This is a genomic window from Streptomyces cynarae (assembly GCF_025642135.1).
Taxonomy (GTDB): domain Bacteria; phylum Actinomycetota; class Actinomycetes; order Streptomycetales; family Streptomycetaceae; genus Streptomyces; species Streptomyces cynarae.
On record NZ_CP106793.1, the window covers coordinates 4,221,917 to 4,240,962 of the forward strand.

Sequence of the window (19,046 nt, forward strand, 5' to 3'; positions counted from 1 at the left end):
GCGCGGTGCTGCTCAGACCGCGATCGCGACCTCCGCGAGGCCGCCCTTCTGGGCGACGACGGTACGGTCCGCGGTGCCGCCCGGCACCAGGGCGCGTACGGTCCAGGTGCCCTCGGCCGCGTAGAAGCGGAACTGTCCGGTCGCCGAGGTGGGGACCTCGGCGGTGAACTCGCCGGTCGAGTCCAGGAGGCGCACGTACCCGGTCACGGGCTCGCCGTTGCGGGTCACCTGGCCCTGGATGGTGGTCTCACCGGGCTTGATCGTCGAGGCGTCGGGGCCGCCGGCCTTCGCTCCACACATGTGCTTCTCCGTCTTTTCTGAGAGGTCGGTCTTACTTACCGGCGCCGAGCTCGATCGGCACGCCCACCAGGGAGCCGTACTCCGTCCAGGAACCGTCGTAGTTCTTGACGTTCTCCTGGCCGAGCAGCTCGTGCAGCACGAACCAGGTGTGCGCGGAGCGCTCACCGATGCGGCAGTAGGCGATGGTGTCCTTGGCCAGGTCCACGCCCTCGGACTGGTACAGCTCCTTCAGCTCCTCGTCGGACTTGAAGGTGCCGTCGTCGTTGGCCGACTTCGACCAAGGGATGTTCTTGGCGCTCGGGACGTGGCCGGGGCGCTGCGACTGCTCCTGCGGCAGGTGAGCCGGGGCGAGCAGCTTGCCGGAGAACTCGTCGGGCGAGCGGACGTCGACCAGGTTCTTGGTGCCGATCGCGTCGACGACCTCGTCGCGGAAGGCACGGATCGAGGCGTCCTGCGGCTTGGCCGTGTACTCGGTCTTCGCGCGCTCGGGCACCTCGGTGCCGTCGACCAGCTCGCGGGCGTCCAGCTCCCACTTCTTGCGGCCGCCGTCGAGGAGACGGACGTCCTCGTGGCCGTAGAGCTTGAAGTACCAGTAGGCGTAGGCCGCGAACCAGTTGTTGTTGCCGCCGTAGAGGACGACCGTGTCGTCGTTGGCGATGCCCTTCTCCGACAGGAGCGTCTCGAACTGCTCCTGGTTGACGAAGTCGCGGCGGACCGGGTCCTGGAGGTCCTGCTTCCAGTCGATGCGGACAGCGTTCTTGATGTGGTTCTTCTCGTACGCCGTGGTGTCCTCGTCGACCTCGACGACGACGACCTTGGGGTCGTCCAGGTGCTGCTCGACCCAGTCGGCGTCTACCAGGACGTCGCTGCGGCTCATGCTTCTTCTCCTCCGGGGCAGTTGCGGCGGGGCGTTGCGAGTCAGAAGGGGTGCGGGTACGCGGTGTCGCGGTGGCGTACGCGGCGCACGAGTGGCCCTGTGTCAGGAACCGGGGCCGGGATACGGGAGTGGAACCCTCCCGCTCAGGAAGTGCGACAGAGCATGGCGGCGACGCGGCACAGGTCTACTGCCCGCCGCTTCGTGAGATCCGCCTGTCGCTGCATGGGGTCGATCGTAGGGACCGGGCGCGGCGCGTGTCACCGGGGTGTCGAATGGTGAGATGCGATCGTCCGCGATGTGGGATGGGATGCGCCGACGGGCGGTCGCCGTACGGCTCCCGGGCGCGCGCGTCCCGCACCCCATCTACGCTACGGACGGGGGCGTCTCGCCCATCGGACAATCGGTCTGAGCGCCCGGCCCGCGCCCGGTCCGAGCCCGGCCTGCGCCCGCCTTCGGGGCCTGCCGTCGCTGCCGGTCGCCGGTCGCCGGTCGCCGGTTGCCGGTCGTCGCGGTCGCCGGTCGTCCTACCCGGCGAGCCGGACGTCCGAACCCTTCACCGTGATCTCCACACCGTCCTTCGCGGCCTGGACCTTGTCGAGCTTGATGCCACCGGGGAGCTGGTCGATGCGCTGCTGGAAGTCGGTGATGGTACGGATCCGGGAGCCGGCGACCTCCATGCCGGCGAGCTCGGGCAGGTTGTCGGCGTGGACCCTGACGGTGTTGCCCTGGGCGGTGACCGAGCTGAGCACGTAGACCGGGTTCGGCAGCTTGATGCCGAGAGCGGGCGCCTCGACCTTGACGGCGACCTTGATCTTCCCGTTCCCGCCGTCGGACAGGCCGATCACCCTGGCGGTGACACCGGGAGCGACATCGGTGGGCTGTGCCTTGGCGGTCTTCAGCAGCTCGTCGTACGTGATGAGCGCGGTCCCGGTGGCGTCGGCCGCGGTGGCCGAGCTGAAGCTGCCGGAGAACGTCACACCCTTCATCGACGCGTTCAGGTCGTCGATACGGATCTTCTCGGAGCCGTTGCCGGTGGTCGCGTCGTAGTCCTTGATGCCGACCTCGACGTCGTCCAGCTCGCCGGAGAGGACCTGGGTGAGGAAGGGGAAGCCCTTGATGGACACGTCCGGGGTGGTGGCCAGGTTCTCGGTGGTCTTGAGCTTGTCGGCCGCCTCGTTCTGCGCGAAGTGAACCGCAACGCGGTCCGCGATCACGAAGAGGCCGCCCAGGATCACCACGAGGATCAGCAGTATTCGCAGTGCGCGCATGCTCGGTCGTCCCCACGTCGGCGGTCGTCACAGCGGTCCCGACGGCCCGGAGGCCGTCCTGCGTGACAGTACCCGCCGGGGGAAGGGGAAACGGGGAATTGTCGATCACCTGTGACACGGAGGGGCGGAGCCGCCTTGCTCAGCCCAGCGCCCGGCCCAGTACGTAGATCACCGGCGCCGCCGCCGTCAGCGGCAGCGCGACGCCCGCCGTGAAGTGGACGAAGCGGGAGGGGTAGTCGTAGCTCGCCACCCGGTGGCCGATCAGCGCACAGACACCCGCGCCCAGTCCGAGGAACGCGCCCGACGCACCCGAGGTGCCGAAACCCGTCGCGCCGCCCATCGCGATGCCCGCGCCCGACGCCGCCAGCAGGGCCACCACCACCGACGCCGCCGTCGGCAGCGGCAGCGCGCGGGCCAGGACCGCCACGGCGACCGCGATCGCGCCCACCGTGACCGCGTCGGGTACGGCAGCCAGGTGCCCGGCCGCGACGATCGACAGCGCGGCCGAGGCGACCGTCGCCATCAGGCCGTACATCCGTGTGTCCGGGTCGGCGTGCGACCTGAGCTGGAGGACCAGGGACAGCAGGACCCAGACGCCGAGCGTGCCCAGGATCGCCGCCGGCGCCTGTTCCCGGCCCGCCACCAGCAGCGCCACGTCCGCGGTGACCGCGCCCAGGAACGCCAGCGCGATGCCCTGCCGGGCCGGCCACATGCCGTTCAGCCGGAACCATCCGGCCGCCGTCACTGCCTGAAGGATCACGAGCGGTACGACCAGTGCGTACGTCCCCACGGCCGCGGCCCCGGCGAGCAGCGCCCCCAGCACCGCGGTGAGCGCCGCGGGCTGCAACCCGGGCTCGATGACCGGCGAACGGCCCTCGAGCCGGGCCCGCTGGTTGGCGGGCAGGGTGGCCGGGTCGACGGCGGGGGCCCGGGCTCGGTGGTGGCGGTCGTCGTCGCGGTGACGGCGACGCCGGGCGCCGCGTAACCGTGCGGCTCGTACGCCTGCGCGTGCGCCTCCGGCGGCAACGGCTGCGCGGCCCCGTAGGGCTGCTGCTGCCATTGCTGATGCTGCTGCGGGTGGGCCGCGCCGTTCGGGTCGTACCAACCCTGTTGCGGGTACCCCTCGTGGGGCTGTCGGGACTGCGGGGCCTGGTGGGCGTCATAGCCCCCGTAGCCGGGGGCCGCGTGTCCCTCGTAGCCCTCGTACGGCTGGTTGCTCATCGCTCATCCTCCTGCGAACGGCGGGAGCACCTCGACCGTGCCGCCCTCGGCCAGCCGTACCGTCTCGTGCTCACGGGTCCCGACGGGGTCACCGTCGACCAGGAAGGAGCAGCGCTTCAGGACGCGGACGAGTTCGCCGGGGTGCCTCTCGCGCGCCGCGTCGAGCGCCTCCGCGAGCGTCGTCGCGTCGTACGGCTCCTCGGCGACCCCCGCGGCCGCCTTCGCGGCGGCCCAGTAGCGCACCGTGCCCTTTGCCATCTGCTTCCTCGACTCGGTCGTGGTGAACACCGCTCAGGCTAGCCCGCCCGGACGGCCACCCACTCCCCGATGCGGGCCAGGAGGGCGTCGCCGCTGGCGTGCTCGGCGTGGCCCATGCCGGGCTCCAGCCACAGTTCGGCGTGGTCAGGGGCGGCCTCGGCCAGCATGCGGGGGTGGTCGACGGGGAAGTAGCCGTCCTGGTCGCCGTGCACGATCAGCAGCGGGGTCGGCGCGATCAGGGGGACTGATTCGACCGGGGAGGCCGGTACCGGGTCCCAGTCGCGGTGGTGGATGCGGGTGCGCAGGCCGTAGCGGCCCAGCAGGCGTCCCTCGGGGCGGGTCACCAGCCAGTGCAGCCGCCGCATGGGGGCCGTGCCCCGGTAGTACCAGCGGGCGGGCGCACTCACGGACACCACCGCGTCCGTGTCCGCGCCCTCCTCGTGCGCCGCCGCGTGCCGCAGCACCACCGAGCCGCCCATCGAGAAGCCGACGGTGGCCACGCGCGTGTGCCCCAGCTCCCGCGCCCACCGCACGGCGGCCGCCAGATCGTGCACCTCGCGGTCGCCGACCGTGGAGCGGCCGCCGGACGCCCCGTGGCCCCGGAAGGAGAACGTCACCACCGCGCCGTACTGCCTGAGGACGCCCGCCACCCGGCGCACATGGGGCCGCTCCAGATCACCCGTGAAGCCGTGGGCCACGACGATCGCGAGATCACTCAGGTGGCCGGGAGATGGACGGCCGGTGTCGTATACAACGGATCCCGGATCGTATGCGGCGTCGATCGTCACCCCGTCGAGCGTGCGGAGAAACGTCCGCACGGGCCCGCGACGAGCCGTCTCGGAGTGCGGACGAACCGTGGATCGTGCCGTTCCACCTGACGTACCAGAGCTCATGTGGGCTATTCTGCTGGGCAGAGGACTCGGGCAGCGTAGCCCCCGGGTCCTTTTGTGCTTTCGGAAGCGTTGTATACGACGCGGGAAACCGCAGGTGTACGGGCCCCGGGATGCGCAGAGCAGTGCCGCCCCGCCAAACGTCCTCGCAGGGACCGAGGAGGAACAAGACATATGAGTTCTCTGCTGCTCCTGACCAACGCCCTTCAGCCGTCGACGGAGGTGCTTCCCGCTCTCGGCCTGCTCCTGCACAACGTGCGAGTGGCTCCGGCGGAAGGCCCCGCCCTCGTCGACACCCCGGGTGCCGACGTCATCCTCGTCGACGGGCGACGGGACCTGCCGCAGGTGCGCAGCCTGTGCCAGCTCCTGCGCTCCACCGGGCCCGGCTGTCCGCTTCTCCTGGTCGTCACCGAGGGCGGTCTCGCGGCCGTCACCGCCGACTGGGGCATCGACGACGTGCTCCTCGACACCGCCGGCCCCGCCGAGGTGGAGGCCCGCCTCCGCCTGGCCATGGGCCGTCAGCAGATCGTCAACGACGACTCCCCGATGGAGATCCGCAACGGGGACCTGTCCGTGGACGAGGCGACCTACTCCGCCAAGCTCAAGGGCCGCATCCTGGACCTCACCTTCAAGGAGTTCGAGCTCCTGAAGTACCTCGCGCAGCACCCCGGCCGGGTCTTCACCCGCGCCCAGCTGCTGCAGGAGGTCTGGGGCTACGACTACTTCGGCGGCACGCGCACGGTCGACGTCCACGTACGACGGCTGCGCGCCAAACTGGGGCCCGAGCACGAGTCGCTGATCGGCACCGTCCGCAACGTGGGCTACCGCTTCGTCACCCCCGAGAAGGTGGAGCGCGCCGCCGACGAGGCGAAGGCCAAGGCGGCCCGGCCGAAGGCGGACGACGCGGACGAGTCGGCGCCGGTGTCCGGGGCCGAGATCACGGCCGAGGCATAGGCGGACGTCACCGCGGAGGAGACGCAGGTCACGGCATAGGTCACAGGTGGGGCATAGAACGCCGAAAGCCCTGCCCAGAGGCGGTCCATCCGCGTAGACTCCGCGCGTGGCCAAGGTGACTCGGGACGATGTGGCGCGGCTGGCGGGGACATCCACCGCCGTCGTCAGCTATGTCATCAACAACGGACCCCGGCCGGTCGCCCCGGCCACGCGCGAGCGCGTCCTCGCCGCGATCAAGGAACTGGGATACCGGCCCGACCGGGTCGCCCAGGCCATGGCGTCGCGGCGCACGGACCTCATAGGCATGATCGTGCCGGACGCGCGCCAGCCCTTCTTCGGGGAGATGACGCACGCGGTCGAGCAGGCCGCCGCCGAGCGCGGAAAGATGGTGCTCGTCGGCAACACCGACTACGTGGCCGAGCGCGAGGTCCACTATCTGCGGGCCTTCCTCGGCATGCGCGTCTCCGGGCTGATCCTGGTCAGCCACGCGCTCAACGACCACGCCGCCGCGGAGATCGACGCCTGGGACGCCCGGGTCGTCCTGCTGCACGAGCGGCCCGAGGCGATCGACGACGTCGCCGTCGTCACGGACGACCTGGGCGGCGCCCAGCTCGCCGTGCGACACCTCCTCGAACACGGGTACGAGTACGTCGCCTGTATGGGCGGTACGGCCGAGACGCCTGCGGTCGGCGACCCCGTCTCCGACCACGTCGAGGGCTGGCGGCGCGCGATGCAGGAGGCCGGCATCCCGACGGAGGGCCGCCTGTTCGAGGCGCCGTACAACCGGTACGACGCGTACAACGTCGCCCTGGAGCTGCTGTCCGGGCCGCACCGCCCTCCGGCGATCTTCTGCTCCACCGACGACCAGGCGATCGGCGTGCTCCGGGCGGCCCGCGAGCTGCGGATCGACGTGCCCGGGGAACTGGCGGTGGCCGGGTTCGACGACGTGAAGGAGGCGGCGTTGACGGACCCGCCGCTCACCACGGTCGCCTCGGACCGTTCGGGCATGGCCCGCGCGGCCGTCGATCTGGTGCTCGACGACGGGCTTCGGGTGGCGGGGTCGCGGCGGGAGCGGTTGAAGCTGTTCCCCTCCCGGTTGGTCGTGCGCCGCTCCTGCGGGTGCGAGTAGGTGCCCTCGCGGTCACGGTGAAACTCCTCTGAACCGTGGGGAACGGGTCTTCATCACGGCACCCGAGGCGGCCTTATATCGGGCATACACGGTTCTGTCGGGCTTCTCAGCGGGGACTCAGGTAGCTCTCATGATCAGGGGACACTCTCTTTTTCATGACCGAGAGCTTCCGCCGCAGCGGCGAGTACGAGTACCCCCAGGGTCACGGACCCCAGTCCGCGTACCCCGAGCAGCAGCAGCACACCTCCTCCCCCGTGAACCCGGAGTGGCCGCCCCCTCCGGCGTACGAGCCGGCGCAGCCGGCGGTCGCAGCCGGCGGCGGTCATGACGGATACGGCGGCGGCGACGGCACGGCCGTCCCGGTCGTCCCGGCCCAGCCCGGGCCGAATCGGCGCACCAAGGGCCCGCTCGCGCTCCTGGCCGCCGTGGCGATCGTCGCCGCGGCGATAGGCGGCGGCACCGCGTACGGGATCCAGGAGCTGACCGGCAAGGACACCGCGGTCTCCTCCAGCTCGACCAGCACCAACGTGGTGCCGTCCAGCGCGAGGGGCACGGTCGCCGGAGTGGTCGCCGCGGTCAACCCGAGCATCGTGGAGATCAACGCCACCTCGAACGCGGGTGAGTCGACCGGTTCCGGCGTGATCATCACCAGCGACGGCCAGATCGTCACCAACAACCACGTCATCTCCGGTGCCTCCTCGATCAAGGTGACGACGAGCGACGGCAAGTCGTACACCGCGCAGGTCGTGGGCACCGACAGCAAGAAGGACCTGGCGCTGCTCAAGCTGCAGGGCGCCTCCGGGCTGAAGGCCGCCACGCTCGGCAACTCCGACGGCCTCCAGGTCGGCGACCAGGTCGTCGCCATCGGCTCTCCCGAGGGCCTGAGCGACACGGTCACCAGCGGCATCATCTCCGCACTCAACCGTGACGTCACCGTGCCGACCGACGAGAACCAGCAGCAGGGCGGCAGCGGCCGGTGGCCGTTCGCGTTCGGCGGCCGGCAGTTCAACGGCGACACGGGCTCGTCCACGACGACGTACAAGGCGATCCAGACGGACGCCTCCCTCAACCCGGGCAACTCCGGTGGCGCCCTCATCGACATGAACGGCAACGTCATCGGCATCAACTCGGCGATGTACTCGGCCAGTTCCGACTCGACCTCGTCGAGTGCCGGAAGCGTCGGCCTGGGCTTCGCCATCCCGATCAACACCGTGAAGTCCGACCTGGCGACGCTGCGCTCCGGCTCCCAGAGCTGAGCGGGCGCCCCGCCGGGCGAGTGGTAAGGAGTACGACATGATCACGATGGCTGTGCACGAGGTCACCGGTGCCACCCGGCCCGGCGGAGTCCTGCTGGCCCTGGCCGTGGCGAACGAGCTCCACGCCCCGATGCGGCGCCGGGTGCGCACCCGGCCTCAGCCCCGGCCCCGGACCCGGCCGCGGGTCGAGCGCGCCCCCGAGGTGGCGGTCCCGCAGGTGGCGGTGCCGCAGCTGATGGGGCTGCGGATGACGGCCGCGCGGCCGCACCGCCGCAAGGTTCCGCTGAGCCGGCTGACCGCGGTGATGGGCTGACCCCGCTGCGGGTCGGCGCCGGGCTGCGCAACCTCCCCCCGGCACCGCACCCCCGGGCACAGGGCGACTCCGGCCCGCCCCGCCCTTTCCGTCCCCGACCCGAATCGTGCGAGGCTGAATCCGTATCGCCCGTCCGTCGCACCTTGAGGAACTCCACATCCATGAGCCCCGCCGAAGGCGACCGTGACCCCCAGCGCATCCTGATCGTCGACGACGAGCCGGCCGTGCGTGAAGCACTCCAGCGCAGCCTCGCCTTCGAGGGCTATGCCACCGAGGTGGCCGTGGACGGTGCGGACGCGCTGGAGAAGGCGACCGCGTACAAGCCGGACCTGCTGGTCCTCGACATCCAGATGCCGCGCATGGACGGCCTCACCGCCGCCCGCCGGATCCGGGGCGCGGGCGACACCACTCCCATCCTGATGCTGACGGCCCGCGACACGGTCGGCGACCGTGTCACCGGCCTGGACGCCGGGGCCGACGACTACCTGGTCAAGCCGTTCGAGCTGGACGAGCTGTTCGCCCGTATCCGCGCCCTGCTGCGCCGCAGCCACTATGCCTCGGCCGTGGCGGGCGCGGCCGAGGAGAACGACGTCCTCACCTTCGCCGACCTGCGCATGGACCTCGCCACCCGCGAGGTCACGCGCGGCGGGCGCCCGGTGGAGCTGACCCGCACCGAGTTCACGCTCCTGGAGATGTTCATGGCGCACCCGCGCCAGGTGCTGACCCGCGAGCAGATCCTGAAGGCGGTCTGGGGCTTCGACTTCGAGCCGTCGTCGAACTCGCTCGACGTGTACGTCATGTACCTGCGCCGCAAGACGGAGGCGGGCGGCGAGCCGCGCCTGGTGCACACCGTGCGTGGCGTGGGCTACGTCCTGCGGCAGGGCGGCGCCGAGTGATCAAACGGTTCCGATCCCTCCCGCTGCGCTCACGGCTGGCCCTGCTGGTGGCGGCCGCGGTGGCGTTCGGAGTGGCGGCGGTGTCGGTCACCTGCTGGTTCATCGTGCAGGGCAAGCTGTACCAACAGGTCGACAACCAGCTGACGTCCGCCAGCGGCCCGGTCAAGATGGTGGGCCTGACGAACATCCTGAGCAACTGCACCACCTCGCCCACCCCCCAGGACGACCGCGGTCCGCAGCCCGACACCTACTACATGCAGGTGATCAAGACGGACGGCACGTCCTGCGTCTACCCGCAGTCCGCGGGCCTCCTCCACGTCACCCGCACCGACCTCCAGATCGCCAGGAACCCGACCCTGGACAAGAGGATCATCCACAACGGCACCGACAGCAGGGGCAACGCGGTACGGGTGATCGCGGCACCGCTGGTGAGCGAGGGCCCGGGCGGCGTGCAGCTGTTCTCCGACAGCGCCCTGCTCGTGGCGGTCCCCCTCAGGGACACCCAGAAGACCCTCAGCGACCTGGCCCTGGTCCTCCTGTTGGTGTCCGGCATCGGTGTCGTGGGGGCCGGGGCCGCCGGTCTCACCGTGGCCCGGGCGGGCCTGCGTCCCGTCGACAAGCTCACCGAGGCCGTCGAGCACATCGCCCGCACCGAGGACCTCACCACCCGCATCCCGGTGGACGAGGAGAGCGAGGACGAGATCGCCCGCCTGTCCCGTTCCTTCAACTCGATGACGTCGGCCCTGGCCAGCTCCCGGGAGCTGCAGCAGCAGCTGATCGCGGACGCGGGTCACGAACTGCGCACCCCTCTCACGTCGCTGCGCACCAACATCGAACTCCTCACCCGCAGCGAGGAGACGGGCCGCCCGCTGCCCCCGGAGGACCGCAAGGCGCTGCTGGCCTCGGTGAAGGCGCAGATGACGGAGTTGGCCTCGCTCATCGGTGACCTCCAGGAACTGTCGCGCCCCACGAGCGGCCAGCACGCCGGCAAGGTGCAGGTGGTGGCGTGGCAGGACGTCGTGGAGTCGGCGCTGCGCCGCGCCCGGCTGCGCGGCCCGGAGCTGACGATCACGGCGGACCTCCAGCCGTGGTACGTCCGCGCGGAGCCGTCCGCGCTGGAGCGGGCGGTGGTCAACATCCTGGACAACGCGGTGAAGTTCAGCCCGGAGAGCGGCTCGATCGAGGTCCAGCTCGCCGATGGCGTCCTGACCGTGCGCGACCACGGCCCGGGGATCGCGGCCGACGAGCTCCCGCACGTCTTCGACCGCTTCTGGCGCTCCCCGAGCGCCCGCGCCCTGCCCGGCTCTGGCCTCGGCCTGTCGATCGTGGCCCGCACGGTGGAACAGGCGGGCGGCGAGGTGGCCCTGACCCCTGCGGAGGGCGGCGGCACGGTGGCGACGGTACGGCTGCCGGGTGCGCCCACCCCGCCGCCGGAGGAACAACCGGCCGTCGCGTAGCAGCGCCCCGCCATTCGTCCGCAACGAGACCGCGGCAACGCTTCCGGCACCGGCGGCCACTACCGGTTGGCCCGTGTCCCGCACGGCGCCGGTGCTGCCCCCTCATACGGAACGGATGCCTCGTATGGACACGCGGCGCGGCCTGGGATCCGAAGAACTACTACGGCTACACACTCGACAAGGCCGCCGACGTGCCCTCGCTCGTCAAGTCCGGGGCGGGACCGCGCAGTTCGATCGGGACGACGACCACAACCGCCGCCGCGGCCACCACCCTCACCGTCGCCAAGGACGGCAGCGGTCAGTACACCAGCGTGCAGAAGGCCGTCGACGCCGTGCCCGCGGGCAACACCTCCCGGGTCGTCATCCAGATCGAGCCGGGCACGTACCGCGAGACGGTCAAGGTGCCCGCCGACAAACCGCACGTCACCATCCAGGGCACCGGTGCCAGCCGCAGGGACACCGTGATCGTCTACAACAACGCGGTCGGCACACAGAAGCCCGACGGCTCCGGCACCTACGGCACCGGCGGCAGCGCGACCGTCGCCGTCGACGCAGACGACTTCCAGGCCCGCAATCTGACCGTCTCCAACGACTTCGACGAGGCCGCCCACCAGAACATCGCCCAGCAGGCGGTCGCCCTGCGCACCTCCGCCGACAAGGTCCTCCTGGACGGCGTCATCGTCAGCGGCGACCAGGACACCCTGCTGCTCGACACCGCCGCGAAGGACAAGCTGGGCCGGGTCTACATGACCGATTCCTACGTCGTCGGCAACGCCGACATCTTCGGCCGCGCCACCGCGGTGATCGACAAGTCCGTCATCACCCTGAAGAAGTGCCGGAACGGCACCTCGGCCGGCTTCGTCACCGCGCCCAGCACGGTCGCCAACCGCAAGGGCATTTTGATCGCCGGCTCCACGGTGGGCGGTGACGTGTCCGACCGCAGCTTCTACCTCGGCCGCCCCTGGCACGCCGGCGGCGACGCGACCCTCGACCCGCAGGCGACGATCCGCAACACCACACTCAGCGCGGCGATCAAGACCGCCCCGTGGACCGACATGAGCGGCTTCTCCTGGAAGGACGACCGCTTCGCCGAGTACAGGAACAAGGGGCCGGGCGCGGGTACCGCAAGCTCCGACCGCCCCCAACTGACCGACGCCCAGGCGGCGAACCATGAGGTCGCGGACTGGCTCGGCGGCTGGACCCCGTGGGCCTGACCCGTCGCCCGGGAAAGGGCCGAGGCGGGGCTCCGGACAGTGGTCCGGAGCCCCGCCTCGTTCGGTCGAGCGTTACTCGAGCACCGCGATGCGGTCCGCCGCGGGCACCGGATACGGCGACGCGGCCGACGAGTTCGCCGTCAGGTACGTCTCGAAGGCCGCCAGGTCGTCCCCGCCCACGAGCACGTTCGTGCCCTTGCCCAGCTCGGCGAAGCCGTCGCCGCCGCCCGCGAGGAAGGAGTTCGTCGCGACGCGGTAGGTGGCGGCGGGGTCGATCGCCGCGCCGTTCAGCCGGACGGAGTCCACGACCACGCGCGCGGCGCCGGCCTTGGTCAGGTCCAGCGTGTAGGTGAGCCCCTTCGACACCTGCAGGATCTTCGGTGACGCCTCGTTCGCGCCGCTGACCTGCTGCTGCAGCGCGGTGATCAACTGCGCCCCGGTCAGGTTCACCAGGTTGACGGTGTTGGCGAACGGCTGCACCGTGTACGCCTCCCCGTACGTCACCACGCCGTCGCCCTCGCCTCCGCTCGCCGCGTAGGTGAGCGGGGCGCGAATGCCGCCGGGGTTCATCAGCGCGAGGTCCGCCTCCGGGTCGAGGGACCGGGCGTGGGCGAGCTGCGCGTCCGCGATCAGGTCGCCGAGCGGGGACTCGGTGCCGGTGTTGCCGATCTCGCCCGCGATGTAGCCGATGGGCCGGGAGGCGACGGGCGCGGAGCGGGTCTTCCACTTGGTGATCAGGTCGGTCATGTCGGGCGCCTTGGCGACGGTCCGGGTGACCACGTGGTTCGCGGAGGTGACGGCCGTACGGACGATGTCGCCGGTCGCGCGGTCGTACGTCAGCGTCGTGTCCGTGTACAGCCGGCCGAACGAGGCCGCCGACGTCACCATGCGGGGCCGGCCCGCCGGGTCGTCGATCGTGCACACGTACGCCTGGTGGGTGTGCCCGGTGACCAGCGCGTCCACGGCCGGGGTGACGTGCTTGGCGATGTCGACGATCGGGCCGGAGATGCCGTCGCCCGCGCCCGGGCTGTCGCAGTCGTAGTTGTACGCGCTCGACGCGGGCACCCCGCCCTCGTGGATCAGGGCGACGATCGACTGCACGCCCTGCCGCTGGAGCACCTTGGCGTACTTGTTGATCGTCTCGACCTCGTCGCCGAACTTCAGGCCCTTCACACCCTCCGCGGAGACGATGTTCGGGGTGCCCTCGAGGGTGACGCCGATGAAGCCGACCTTGACGCCGTTCTTCTTCCAAACCCAGTAGGGCTTGAGGATCGGCTTGCCGGTCTTCTCGTCCGTCACGTTCGCCGCGAGGTAAGGGAAGTTCGCGCCCTGGAACGTCTCGCCGTCGTCGTAGCAGCCGTCCGTCGGGTGGCAGCCGCCGTTCTGCAGCCGCGCCAGTTCCCGCGCGCCCTCGTCGAACTCGTGGTTTCCGACGCTGGTGACGTCCAGGTCGAGCTTGTTGAGCGCGTGGATGGTGGGCTCGTCGTGGAAGAGGCCGGAGATCAGCGGCGAGGCGCCGACCATGTCGCCGGCGGCGGCGGTGATGGAGTACGGGTGGCCGGTGCGGGCCTGGCGCAGGTGCGTGGCGAGGTACTCGACGCCGCCCGCGTCGACGGTCTTGGTGGTGCCGTCCTCCTGGCGCTCGGTGACCCGTCCGGAGGAGCCGGCCGGCGGCTCCAGGTTGCCGTGCAGGTCGTTGAAGGACAGCAGCTGTACGTCCTGGAAGCGACCGGGGTGTTGCGGACCGGGCCTGCTGCCGTGGGCGCCGGCCGGGAGCGCGGCGAGAAGGGTGCCGGCCGTGGCCAGGCCCGCGGCGGCGGCGAGGATGCGGTGAAGACGTCTGTGCCGGACGTTCGGCGGCATGTGCCCCCCTGTGGTGTGTAAAGAACGCGCCAAGACGGTGATTCGCGCAGCTTAGGGTCAACGCGCGTAGCGCAAAAGGGGGTTCGGGGTTACGAGCGGGTTGCCTTTTACCTCCCCTTTCCTCCCTCCGCCCCGTACCCTCGTACCCATGACCAGCGACGACACCGCCCGCCCGGCCCCGACCCGCTCCCTGGAGACCGTCACCGCGCTCTCGCCCGAACAGGCCGACGCCGTGCTGGCACTCCTCGCCTACGCCGCCCGGGTCGACGGGCAGCAGGCCGTGTCCGAACAGGGGCGGCTGCAGTTGCGCGGCGGCGAGCGGGACGGCGTCTCCCATCTTCTGCTGACGGTCGACGGCACGCTCGTCGGGTACGCCCAGCTGGAGGACACCGACCCGGTGGAGGCGCCGGCCGCCGAGCTGGTCGTGCACCCGGCGCACCGCGGCCACGGGCACGGCCGGGCGCTGGGCTCCGCCCTCCTCGCGGCCTCCGGCAAGCGGCTGCGGGTGTGGGCACACGGCGGCCACTCCGCGGCGCGGCACCTGGCACAGGTGCTGGGACTGACCCTGTTCCGCGAACTGCGCCAGCTGCGCCGCTCGTTGACGGACTTCGACCCGCCGGAGCCGACGTTGCCGGAGGGCGTCACGGTGCGCACGTTCGTGCCCGGGCAGGACGACGCGGCCTGGCTCGCCGTCAACGCGGAGGCGTTCGCCCACCACCCCGAACAGGGCTCCCTCACCCAGCGGGACCTCGACGACCGCAAGGCGGAGCCGTGGTTCGACCCGGAGGGCTTCTTCCTGGCGGAACGGGAGGGCGAACTGATCGGCTTCCACTGGACCAAGATCCATGCGCAGGAGCGGCTCGGCGAGGTGTACGTCCTGGGCGTCCGCCCCGGCACCCAGGGCACCGGCCTGGGCCGCGCCCTCACCACGATCGGCCTGCGCCACCTGGCGGCCCGGGGCCTGCCGGCGGCGATGCTGTACGTCGACGCGGACAACAAGGCGGCGCTGTCGGTGTACGAGCGGCTGGGCTTCACGACGTACGAGACGGACCTGATGTACCGCACGGAAACCTGAGCCACCGGCCTCCGGCCCGGGGGCAGGGGGTTTTCGCCCCCGCCGCCCCTACCCTTCCCGACCCTGGGGGCTGCGCCCCCAGCCCCCCCTGTCGGCCTTGACGGCCTCGTCCTCGAACTCCCCCGAGCTCTTCGAGCAGGGGGGACCCCCAGACGGGCTGAGTGATGCCGACCCGGCGGAAATTCAGCCCCTCCGCCGTTCGAGGAGCAGGGGTCCGGGGGGCTGGCCCCCGGATGGGGTCTGGGGCGGAGCCCCAGCAGGGTGCAGGGGCGGAGCCCCGCTAAGGGTGCACGAGACGCAGTCCCCGTCGGGATCCGGGGCCGAGCCCCGAGCGCGGTCCAGGGGCGGAGCCCCAGCAGGGTGCAGGGGCGGAGCCCCGCTAAGGGTGCACGGGACGCAGTCCCCGTCGGGATCCGGGGCGGAGGCCCTGGCGGGGTTGAAGGGGCGGAGCCCCCGGGGGTGGGACGGGTAGGGGCGGCGGGGGCGATGTTCCCGGGCCGCCCCCCGCTATCCCGCACGTCATGTCGCCGTAACCATTGATTCAGACGGGCTTGCGACGCTCGGTCAATGAACGCCGCCGTGCCAGAGCCCTCGCCGCCCCCGGAGAACCGGGCCGGTGCGGACCGTGCGCGCTCGCTGCCGCCCGGTCTTTCCGACGCGCCCGTCACCCGTTCGGCGCGGAAGAATGGGTTTATGAGCCAGCAGAACGCCCAGGCGCCGGTCCACCCGTCCCCCGCCACCCCCCGCGAGGGAGAGCCCTCGGGTCGCGCGAACATGCAGAACCAGCAGCCCTCCGTGGGTTCCATCGCCGCGCACCGCCCGCACACCGTGGCCGCGGCGGTCTCCGGACTCGATCCCGACCTCGACGCCGACCTCGACGCCTACGAGGAGGCCGAGGGCGCCCAGCTGCCCCAGGGCCGCTTCCTGGACCGCGAGCGCAGCTGGCTCCAGTTCAACGAGCGTGTCCTCGAGCTCGCCGAGGACCCGAACACGCCGCTCCTCGAGCGCGCGAAGTTCCTCGCGATCTTCGCCAGCAACCTGGACGAGTTCTTCATGGTCCGGGTCGCGGGCCTGAAACGTCGTATCGCCACGGGAGTCGCCACCCGGTCCGCGTCGGGCCTCCAGCCCCGCGAGGTGCTGGAGATGATCTGGGCCCGCTCCCGCGAGCTGATGGCCCGGCACGCCGCCACCTTCCAGGAGGACGTCGCCCCGGCCCTCGCGGAGGAGGGCATCCACATCGTCCGCTGGAGCGAGCTGACGGACAAGGAGCAGGCGCGGCTGTTCACCCTGTTCCGGCACCAGATCTTCCCGGTGCTGACCCCGCTCGCCGTGGACCCCGCGCACCCCTTCCCGTACATCTCGGGCCTGTCCCTGAACCTCGCGGTCGTCGTGCGCAACCCGGTCTCCGGCCACCGCCACTTCGCCCGTGTCAAGGTGCCGCCGCTGCTCTCGCGCTTCCTGGAGGCGTCCCCGCAGCGCTACGTCCCCATCGAGGACGTCATCGCCGCGCATCTGGAGGAGCTGTTCCCGGGCATGGAGGTGCTGGAGCACCACACCTTCCGGATAACCCGGAACGAGGACCTCGAGGTCGAGGAGGACGACGCCGAGAACCTGCTCCAGGCCCTGGAGAAGGAGCTCATGCGGCGCCGGTTCGGCCCGCCGGTGCGCCTGGAGGTCGAGGAGTCCATCGACCGCTACGTCCTCGACCTGCTGGTGCGCGAGCTGAAGATCTCCGAGGCCGAGGTCTACCCGCTGGCCGGCCCGCTGGACCTCACCGGCCTCTTCGGCCTCGCCAACCTCGACCGGCCCGAGCTGAAGTACCCGAAGTTCGTCGCCGGCACCCACCGTGACCTCGCCGAGGTCGAGTCGGCGTCCGCGCCGGACATCTTCGCCGCGCTGCGCGAGCGGGACGTCCTGCTGCACCACCCGTACGACAGCTTCTCCACGTCCGTGCAGGCGTTCCTGGAGCAGGCCGCCGCCGACCCGGACGTCCTCGCGATCAAGCAGACGCTGTACCGCACCTCGGAGACCTCTCCGATCGTCGACGCGCTGATCGACGCCGCCGAGTCCGGCAAACAGGTCCTCGTGCTGGTCGAGATCAAGGCCCGCTTCGACGAGCAGGCCAACATCAAGTGGGCCCGCAAGCTGGAGGAGGCGGGCTGCCACGTCGTCTACGGTCTCGTCGGGCTGAAGACCCACTGCAAGTTGTCGCTCGTGGTGCGGCAGGAAGGCGAAACGCTCCGCCGCTACAGCCACGTCGGTACGGGCAACTACCACCCGAAGACCGCACGTCTGTACGAGGACCTGGGGCTGCTGACCGCCGACCCGCAGGTCGGCGCGGACCTGTCCGACCTGTTCAACCGGCTGTCTGGTTACTCCCGCCGGGAGATCTACCGCCGCCTGCTGGTCGCGCCCAAGTCCCTGCGCGACGGTCTGGTCTCGCGGGTCAACAAGGAGATCCAGCACCACCGGGCGGGCCGGCCCGCGTCCGTCCGCATCAAGGTCAACTCGATGGTGGACGAGGCGGTCATCGACTCCCTCTACCGGGCCTCCCAGGCGGGCGTCCCCGTCGACGTGTGGGTGCGCGGCATCTGCGCGCTGCGCCCGGGCGTGACCGGACTCTCGGAGAACATCCGCGTACGGTCCATCCTCGGCCGCTTCCTGGAGCACTCCCGCGTCTTCGCCTTCGGCAACGGCGGCGAGCCGGAGGTGTGGATCGGCAGCGCCGACATGATGCACCGCAACCTCGACCGCCGTATCGAAGCACTCGTCAGGGTCACCGACCCGGCGCACCGGGCCGCTCTCAACCGGCTCCTGGAGACCGGTATGTCCGACACCACCTCGTCCTGGCACCTGGGCCCGGACGGCGAGTGGATCAGGCACGCCTTCGACGCCGACGGCCAGCCCCTGCCGAACATCCAGGAGATGCTCATAGACGCCCGGAGGCGCCGGCGTGGCACAGCAACACCTTGATCCCCCCACCGACCCCACGGCCGGCTTTGTGTCCGGGGACGCCCTCGCGGAGTACCTGCGGGACCAGGCCACGGAGTTCCTCCGCTCGCTGCGCCGGCACCGGGAGGCCGGTGACGGGGGTCCCCCCGCTCGGGCGAAGTCGAGAACGGGGGAGGAGGGCGGTACGGAGGACTCCGGCGATGCCGTGCTCGCGCTGCGCCGCTCGGCCCGTCGGATCAGCGGCACGTTGCACACGTTCCGCGCCCTCCTCGACGCCGAGTGGTCCGAGGCGATGCGGCCGGAGCTGGCCTGGGTGTCGGGGACGCTGGCCCGCGAGCACGCGTACGCGGCCCGGCTCGACCGCCTGCTGATCGCCCTGCACCGGCTGTCGGGCTCCTCGGCCTTCCCCGCGCAGACGACCGGCGCGGCGGAGGGCGCCGGTCCGCGCGGCCGGGCCGGCGTTCCGGAGCGCGGCAACCTGACCGTGGGCGCCGCGAAGGCGGGCGCCCTGCTGGAGCGCCAGCTCACCCTGGCCCGCACCCGCGCCCACTCGGCGGCCCTGCAGGCGCTCGGTTCCAGCCGCTTCCACGCGGTGGCGGACAGCGTCGCCGTCCTCGCCAGCGAGGTCCCGCTCACCCCGGCCGCGGCGACCGCCGACCTGCGCGCGCCGGCCGCGGCGGCCGAGGAGCGGCTGGCCGACGCGGTGGCCGCGCTGCCGCTGGTCACCGCGGGCCACCCGTACAACGCGGAGGCCCTCGTCCACGGCCTGTCCCCGGAACCGGCCCCTCACCCGCAGGACGGCCCCTGGCACCAGGTCCGGCTGCTGCTGCGGCTGCACCGCTACGCGCGTGAAGTGCTGTACGGGCGGTACGGCGAGAACGCGGCGGTCGACGTGCGGCTGCCGGCGGCCGGGCAGGCCCTCGACCGGCACCGGGACGCCTCGGAGGCGGCGGCCGCGGCAGCCGCGGCCGCCCGCACCCCGCGCATCGCACCGGCGACGGCGTACGCCCTGGGCGTGCTGCACGCCGACCAGCGCCACGAGGTGGAGGCGGCCCGCTTCGCCTTCCAGCAGTCGTGGCAGAAACAGGCGGTCGGTACTCCGTAGACGGCGCAGGGACGGCAG

The 19,046-nt window shown here is 71.5% G+C and carries 16 protein-coding genes and 2 pseudogenes; 10 read left to right on the forward strand and 8 right to left on the reverse strand.

The window, feature by feature from the left end; translation table 11 throughout:
• Positions 1-12: 12 nt before the first annotated feature.
• From N8I84_RS19365 to N8I84_RS19390, 7 genes and pseudogenes are all read right to left on the reverse strand, one after another.
• Positions 13-300 carry a DUF1416 domain-containing protein gene (locus N8I84_RS19365; RefSeq protein WP_103844331.1) on the reverse strand — a complete coding sequence of 96 codons (288 nt, stop codon included), beginning with the start codon at positions 298-300 and terminating at the stop codon, positions 13-15.
• A gap of 31 nt (positions 301-331) precedes the next feature.
• Positions 332-1,177 carry a sulfurtransferase gene (locus N8I84_RS19370; protein ID WP_263230707.1) on the reverse strand — a complete coding sequence of 282 codons (846 nt, stop codon included), beginning with the start codon at positions 1,175-1,177 and terminating at the stop codon, positions 332-334.
• Positions 1,178-1,320: 143 nt separating this feature from the next.
• Positions 1,321-1,401 carry a putative leader peptide gene (locus N8I84_RS43165; protein WP_355139345.1) on the reverse strand — a complete coding sequence of 27 codons (81 nt, stop codon included), beginning with the start codon at positions 1,399-1,401 and terminating at the stop codon, positions 1,321-1,323.
• A 300-nt stretch (positions 1,402-1,701) separates the two neighbouring features.
• Positions 1,702-2,445: an LmeA family phospholipid-binding protein gene (locus N8I84_RS19375; RefSeq protein ID WP_263230708.1), complete on the reverse strand. Its 744-nt coding sequence runs from the start codon at positions 2,443-2,445 to the stop codon at positions 1,702-1,704.
• Between the two features lie 139 nt (positions 2,446-2,584).
• Positions 2,585-3,666, reverse strand: a pseudogene (locus N8I84_RS19380) (hypothetical protein).
• Positions 3,667-3,669: 3 nt separating this feature from the next.
• Entirely contained in the window at positions 3,670-3,924 is a 255-nt protein-coding gene (locus tag N8I84_RS19385; protein ID WP_200421040.1) for a MoaD/ThiS family protein, read from the reverse strand.
• A 38-nt stretch (positions 3,925-3,962) separates the two neighbouring features.
• Positions 3,963-4,817 carry an alpha/beta hydrolase gene (locus N8I84_RS19390; protein WP_263230709.1) on the reverse strand — a complete coding sequence of 285 codons (855 nt, stop codon included), beginning with the start codon at positions 4,815-4,817 and terminating at the stop codon, positions 3,963-3,965.
• Between the two features lie 171 nt (positions 4,818-4,988).
• On the opposite strand from N8I84_RS19390, the gene N8I84_RS19395 reads away from it, so the two are divergent.
• From N8I84_RS19395 to N8I84_RS19425, 7 genes and pseudogenes are all read left to right on the forward strand, one after another.
• Positions 4,989-5,768 carry a winged helix-turn-helix transcriptional regulator gene (locus N8I84_RS19395; protein WP_263230710.1) on the forward strand — a complete coding sequence of 260 codons (780 nt, stop codon included), beginning with the start codon at positions 4,989-4,991 and terminating at the stop codon, positions 5,766-5,768.
• A gap of 106 nt (positions 5,769-5,874) precedes the next feature.
• Positions 5,875-6,897: a LacI family DNA-binding transcriptional regulator gene (locus tag N8I84_RS19400; protein ID WP_263230711.1), complete on the forward strand. Its 1,023-nt coding sequence runs from the start codon at positions 5,875-5,877 to the stop codon at positions 6,895-6,897.
• 155 nt (positions 6,898-7,052) lie between these two features.
• Positions 7,053-8,153, forward strand: coding sequence for a S1C family serine protease (locus N8I84_RS19405; protein WP_263230712.1), 1,101 nt, complete (start codon positions 7,053-7,055; stop codon positions 8,151-8,153).
• Positions 8,154-8,190: 37 nt separating this feature from the next.
• Positions 8,191-8,466: a hypothetical protein gene (locus tag N8I84_RS19410; protein ID WP_263230713.1), complete on the forward strand. Its 276-nt coding sequence runs from the start codon at positions 8,191-8,193 to the stop codon at positions 8,464-8,466.
• Between the two features lie 161 nt (positions 8,467-8,627).
• Complete coding sequence (locus N8I84_RS19415) at positions 8,628-9,362, forward strand: response regulator transcription factor (RefSeq protein ID WP_263230714.1); 735 nt, start codon at positions 8,628-8,630, stop codon at positions 9,360-9,362.
• A complete protein-coding gene (locus tag N8I84_RS19420) occupies positions 9,359-10,819 on the forward strand; it encodes a sensor histidine kinase (RefSeq protein WP_263230715.1) in 1,461 nt (486 codons plus the stop codon). The genes N8I84_RS19415 and N8I84_RS19420 overlap by 4 nt, the downstream gene beginning before the upstream one ends.
• 134 nt (positions 10,820-10,953) lie before the next feature.
• Positions 10,954-12,033, forward strand: a pseudogene (locus tag N8I84_RS19425) (pectinesterase family protein); the annotation flags it as partial.
• Positions 12,034-12,105: 72 nt separating this feature from the next.
• On the opposite strand, the gene N8I84_RS19430 reads toward N8I84_RS19425, so the two are convergent.
• Positions 12,106-13,896, reverse strand: a complete 1,791-nt coding sequence (locus N8I84_RS19430; protein WP_263230716.1) for a bifunctional metallophosphatase/5'-nucleotidase — start codon at positions 13,894-13,896, stop codon at positions 12,106-12,108.
• 148 nt (positions 13,897-14,044) lie between these two features.
• Between N8I84_RS19430 and mshD the strand changes: the two genes are divergently transcribed.
• The 3 genes from mshD to N8I84_RS19445 all read left to right on the forward strand — a co-directional run bounded on the left by mshD (position 14,045) and on the right by N8I84_RS19445 (position 19,028).
• On the forward strand, positions 14,045-14,971 hold the full coding sequence (mshD, locus tag N8I84_RS19435; RefSeq protein WP_263230717.1) for a mycothiol synthase: 927 nt from the start codon (positions 14,045-14,047) through the stop codon (positions 14,969-14,971).
• A 567-nt stretch (positions 14,972-15,538) separates the two neighbouring features.
• On the forward strand, positions 15,539-17,944 hold the full coding sequence (locus N8I84_RS19440; RefSeq protein ID WP_390898921.1) for an RNA degradosome polyphosphate kinase: 2,406 nt from the start codon (positions 15,539-15,541) through the stop codon (positions 17,942-17,944).
• Positions 17,925-19,028, forward strand: coding sequence for a CHAD domain-containing protein (locus tag N8I84_RS19445; protein ID WP_263230719.1), 1,104 nt, complete (start codon positions 17,925-17,927; stop codon positions 19,026-19,028). Before N8I84_RS19440 ends, N8I84_RS19445 begins: the two co-directional genes overlap by 20 nt.
• The last annotated feature ends 18 nt before the right edge of the window (positions 19,029-19,046 follow it).

Coding starts and splice junctions, on each gene's coding strand:
- N8I84_RS43165 (WP_355139345.1), bottom strand. CDS start 1,401: ATGCAGCGACAGGCGGATCTCACGAAGCGGCGGGCAGTAGACCTGTGC.
- N8I84_RS19410 (WP_263230713.1), top strand. CDS start 8,191: ATGATCACGATGGCTGTGCACGAGGTCACCGGTGCCACCCGGCCCGGC.
- N8I84_RS19390 (WP_263230709.1), bottom strand. CDS start 4,817: ATGAGCTCTGGTACGTCAGGTGGAACGGCACGATCCACGGTTCGTCCG.
- mshD (WP_263230717.1), top strand. CDS start 14,045: ATGACCAGCGACGACACCGCCCGCCCGGCCCCGACCCGCTCCCTGGAG.
- N8I84_RS19375 (WP_263230708.1), bottom strand. CDS start 2,445: ATGCGCGCACTGCGAATACTGCTGATCCTCGTGGTGATCCTGGGCGGC.
- N8I84_RS19430 (WP_263230716.1), bottom strand. CDS start 13,896: ATGCCGCCGAACGTCCGGCACAGACGTCTTCACCGCATCCTCGCCGCC.
- N8I84_RS19415 (WP_263230714.1), top strand. CDS start 8,628: ATGAGCCCCGCCGAAGGCGACCGTGACCCCCAGCGCATCCTGATCGTC.
- N8I84_RS19405 (WP_263230712.1), top strand. CDS start 7,053: ATGACCGAGAGCTTCCGCCGCAGCGGCGAGTACGAGTACCCCCAGGGT.
- N8I84_RS19440 (WP_390898921.1), top strand. CDS start 15,539: ATGAACGCCGCCGTGCCAGAGCCCTCGCCGCCCCCGGAGAACCGGGCC.
- N8I84_RS19385 (WP_200421040.1), bottom strand. CDS start 3,924: ATGGCAAAGGGCACGGTGCGCTACTGGGCCGCCGCGAAGGCGGCCGCG.
- N8I84_RS19370 (WP_263230707.1), bottom strand. CDS start 1,177: ATGAGCCGCAGCGACGTCCTGGTAGACGCCGACTGGGTCGAGCAGCAC.
- N8I84_RS19365 (WP_103844331.1), bottom strand. CDS start 300: ATGTGTGGAGCGAAGGCCGGCGGCCCCGACGCCTCGACGATCAAGCCC.
- N8I84_RS19395 (WP_263230710.1), top strand. CDS start 4,989: ATGAGTTCTCTGCTGCTCCTGACCAACGCCCTTCAGCCGTCGACGGAG.